The 3,182-nt window shown below is 72.2% G+C and carries 3 protein-coding genes; 1 reads left to right on the top strand and 2 read right to left on the bottom strand.

Annotation, left to right across the window (positions count from 1 at the left end):
* On the top strand, positions 1–1,081 hold a 1,081-nt coding region (locus AC1DP0_RS20065; protein ID WP_478088008.1), incomplete at its 5' end, for a DNA polymerase.
* Positions 1,082–1,348: 267 nt separating this feature from the next.
* On the opposite strand, the gene AC1DP0_RS20060 is transcribed toward AC1DP0_RS20065, so the two are convergent.
* Entirely contained in the window at positions 1,349–2,278 is a 930-nt protein-coding gene (locus tag AC1DP0_RS20060) for a proteasome assembly chaperone family protein (RefSeq protein ID WP_478088006.1), read from the bottom strand.
* A gap of 96 nt (positions 2,279–2,374) precedes the next feature.
* The coding region (locus AC1DP0_RS20055) for a DUF3418 domain-containing protein (RefSeq protein ID WP_478088004.1) at positions 2,375–3,182 on the bottom strand (808 nt) is incomplete at its 5' end.

Here is a 3,182-nt window from a genome sequence, read left to right as displayed (position 1 = left end):
CGACGACGCCGATGCGGCACGCATCCGGGCAGAGCGTGACGCGCTCGTGCTGCGACACGCTCCCGGCCGCGAGCGCACCGACCTGCGCAACCCCGCCCAGGTGCGTGACCTGCTGCTGTCCGCCGGCGTCGACGTGCCCAACACCCGCGCCTGGGTGCTCGAGCCCTACCGGCACACGCACCCGCTCGTCGACGCACTGTTGCGCTGGCGCAAGGACGAGCGGATCGCGACCACCTACGGCTACCGGTGGCTCGACGACCACGTCGGGCCCGACGACCGGCTGCGCGGCGGCTGGACGGCGTGCGACGGTGCCGCCGGCCGCATGACGGCGCAGAACGGCCTGCACAACCTTCCGGCACCCCTGCGGCCGGCGATCTGCGCCGCGCCGGGGCACGTCTTCGTCCGTGCCGACCTCGGCCAGATCGAGCCTCGAGTGCTTGCAGTGGTCAGCGCCGACCGGGCCTTTGCCGAGGCGACACGCGCGGACGACCTCTATGCCCCGGTCGCGGCCAAGCTCGGCGCCGACCGACCCAAGGCCAAGGTCGCCGTGCTCGCGGCGATGTACGGCCAGCGGTCGGGGGCGGCGGGCGAGGCGCTCAAGGACCTCGAGCGCGCCTACCCCGTCGCCATGGGGCTGCTCGACCGGGCCTACGCCGACGGTGTGGCGCGTCGACCGGTCCGCACATGGGGCGGCCGGCTCATCCGCTTCGGAGGCGTGCCCGCGCCGTCACCGGCGGCCGAGGGCACCGAGTCGCCGGCCGGCGCCGAGTTCTCGGCCGCTGGCCCCGATGGGGCGCGAGGCCGCTATGCGCGCAACGCGATCATCCAGGGGTCAGCGGCCGAGCTCTTCAAGGCCTGGGCAGCGACGGTGCGCCACGCGGTGCGTCCGCTGGGTGGCCAGATCGTGCTGTGCCTGCACGACGAGCTGCTCGTCCACGTGCCCGAACAGCACGCCCCGGCGGCAGCAGCCGCGGTCGAGAGCACCCTGACGAGCGCCGCCCGCACCTGGGCCGGCACCGACGAGGTCCGCTTCGTCGCCGACACGTCGGTGGTCCGCCGCTGGAGCGAAGCCAAGGCCTGACCGTGAGCCGAGCGCCCTACCTCACCGTCGAGTGCCCACTCCCTCACAGTCGAGTGCCCACTTCCTCACGTGAGGTCCGACGTCGGGAACTGAGCACTCGACACGGGGTCGGCGCGGTTGGTGCGGAAGGGAGCGGGACGCGGCGGGGCGAGCGGCATCGGCGGCGGCCGACGGCATACGCAAGGACACCATGGCTGGAACGGCCGCCGACGCTCCACGCCGCGAGCGCCGTCGCGACCCGCAACCGCGGAGACGCGACGGTTGCTGCTACGACTGGTCGTCGTCGTCGGTGACGTCCTTGAGGAACGCCTCGAACTCGGCGCCGATCTCGTCGGCCGTGGGCAGGTCGGACAGGTCGGTGGCGAGCAGGTTGCGCTGCTGGCGACCCTCGAGGAAGGTGTCGTACTGCTGCTCGAGTGCCCGCACGACAGCCGTGATCTCGTCGGACTCCTCCATCTGCCGGCTGATCTCGGCGCGGTTGAGCCCGGCCGTCGCCGCCAGCTCGCGCAGGTCGAGGTCGAGGCCGGTGGCGGCACGCACGCGCTCGAGGCCGAGCACGGCCGCGTCGGCGAACTCGCTCTGTCCGAGGTAGTGCGGCACGTGCACGGCGAAGCCGATGGCGTCGAGACCCGCCTCACCGAGCCGGAACTCGAGCAGGGACGAGAAGCTCGCCGGCACCTGGACCGTGCCGAACGCCGGGTCGTTGCCGGTCACGAGGCGCGGGTTGGTGCCGTGTGCGGTGACGCCGAGGGGACGGGTGTGCGGCACGGCCATGGGGATGCCGTGGACGCTGACGGTGAGGGAGACACCGAAGGTCCTGATGAGCGCGGTGGTGGCCTCGACCATGCGGTTCCACTGGTAGTCCGGCTCGGGGCCGACGAGGAGCAGGAAGGGCACGCCCTCCTTGTCGACGACGCGGTGCAGCAGCAGGCTCGGGTCGTCGTAGCTGCTCCAGTGGTCGCGGTCGAAGACCATCACGGGGCGGCGACCGCGGTAGTCGAGCAGCTGGTCGACGTCGAAGGAGGCGATGACGCGCGACTCGTGCGTCTCGAGGATGTGGTCGGCCATGAGTCGCTGGGTGTGGCCGGCGTCGATGAATCCGCCGAGGGCGACCACGAGCACCGATGCCTGCAGCTCCTGGAGCTGGCTGGGCGAGGTGTCGCTCTCGAACTGGAAGAGCTCGGTCGGGTCCTGCACGGGTCTGGCCTTTCGTCGTACGGGTCGAAGGGTGCAACGCCCCGCTCCATCCCATGATTCCCCACCGCGTGGCGTCACCGCGGGACACGGAACTGGTCAGCCGCGGACCTTCGCGATCGCCTTGAGGATGCGCTGCGGCGAGACGCTGTATGCCGTCCCGACCGTCTGCGCGAACAGCGAGACCCGCAGCTCCTCGATCATCCAGCCGATGTCGACGACGTCGGCGGCACCGCGCTGGGTGGGGCGCAGCGAGTCGAGCAGGTCGGCGTAGCGGCCCTCGACGAGGTCGACCTGGTCGAGGGCCTGTGCGTCGCGCGCCAGGTTGGCCGGTGCCTTGTCGAGCCGGTGGGCGATGGCCCGCAGGTAGCGGTCCAGGTCGGGAAGTCGGCGCAGCCCCGTGTCGGCGACGAACCCAGGCCGCACGAGCTCGCGCAGCTGCGCGCGGACGTCGGCGAGCATCGGGCGGATGGCAGGGCTGCTCGATCGGTCGAGCTCGGCCAGGCGGTTGGTCAGGGCGAGGTGCTTGGCGAGGATCGGCTCGACGAGGCCGACGACCTGCACGACCTTGGCACTCGTGTGGGTGCGCACCGCCGACAGGGCCCACTCGAAGTCCTCGCGACTGCGCACGGTGTGGTCGGCGCGATCCGTCACCGCGTCGTCGCGGATCGCGTCGACGGCGGCGGCCAGGCAGTCGTCAAGCAGTGCCGGGACGCTGCCGTGCGGGTTGTGGCCGAGTGCGAGCTTCTGGCTGTTCGTCAGGCGGGCGAGGATCTGCTTCCACGGCGGGCTGATGCCGAGCAGGAGCAGCCGTCGCACACCGAGACGGTGCTCGGCGTCGGCCTCTGCCCGGGTCGGCAGGACACGCAGGTCGACGGCGGATCCGGTGTCGAGGGGGGGGGGGGGG

The sequence above is a fragment of the Terrabacter sp. P5_B1 genome (assembly GCF_056400505.1).
The sequence above is the reverse complement of the archived record's forward strand: the minus strand, read 5'-3'. Positions and strand labels throughout refer to the sequence as shown.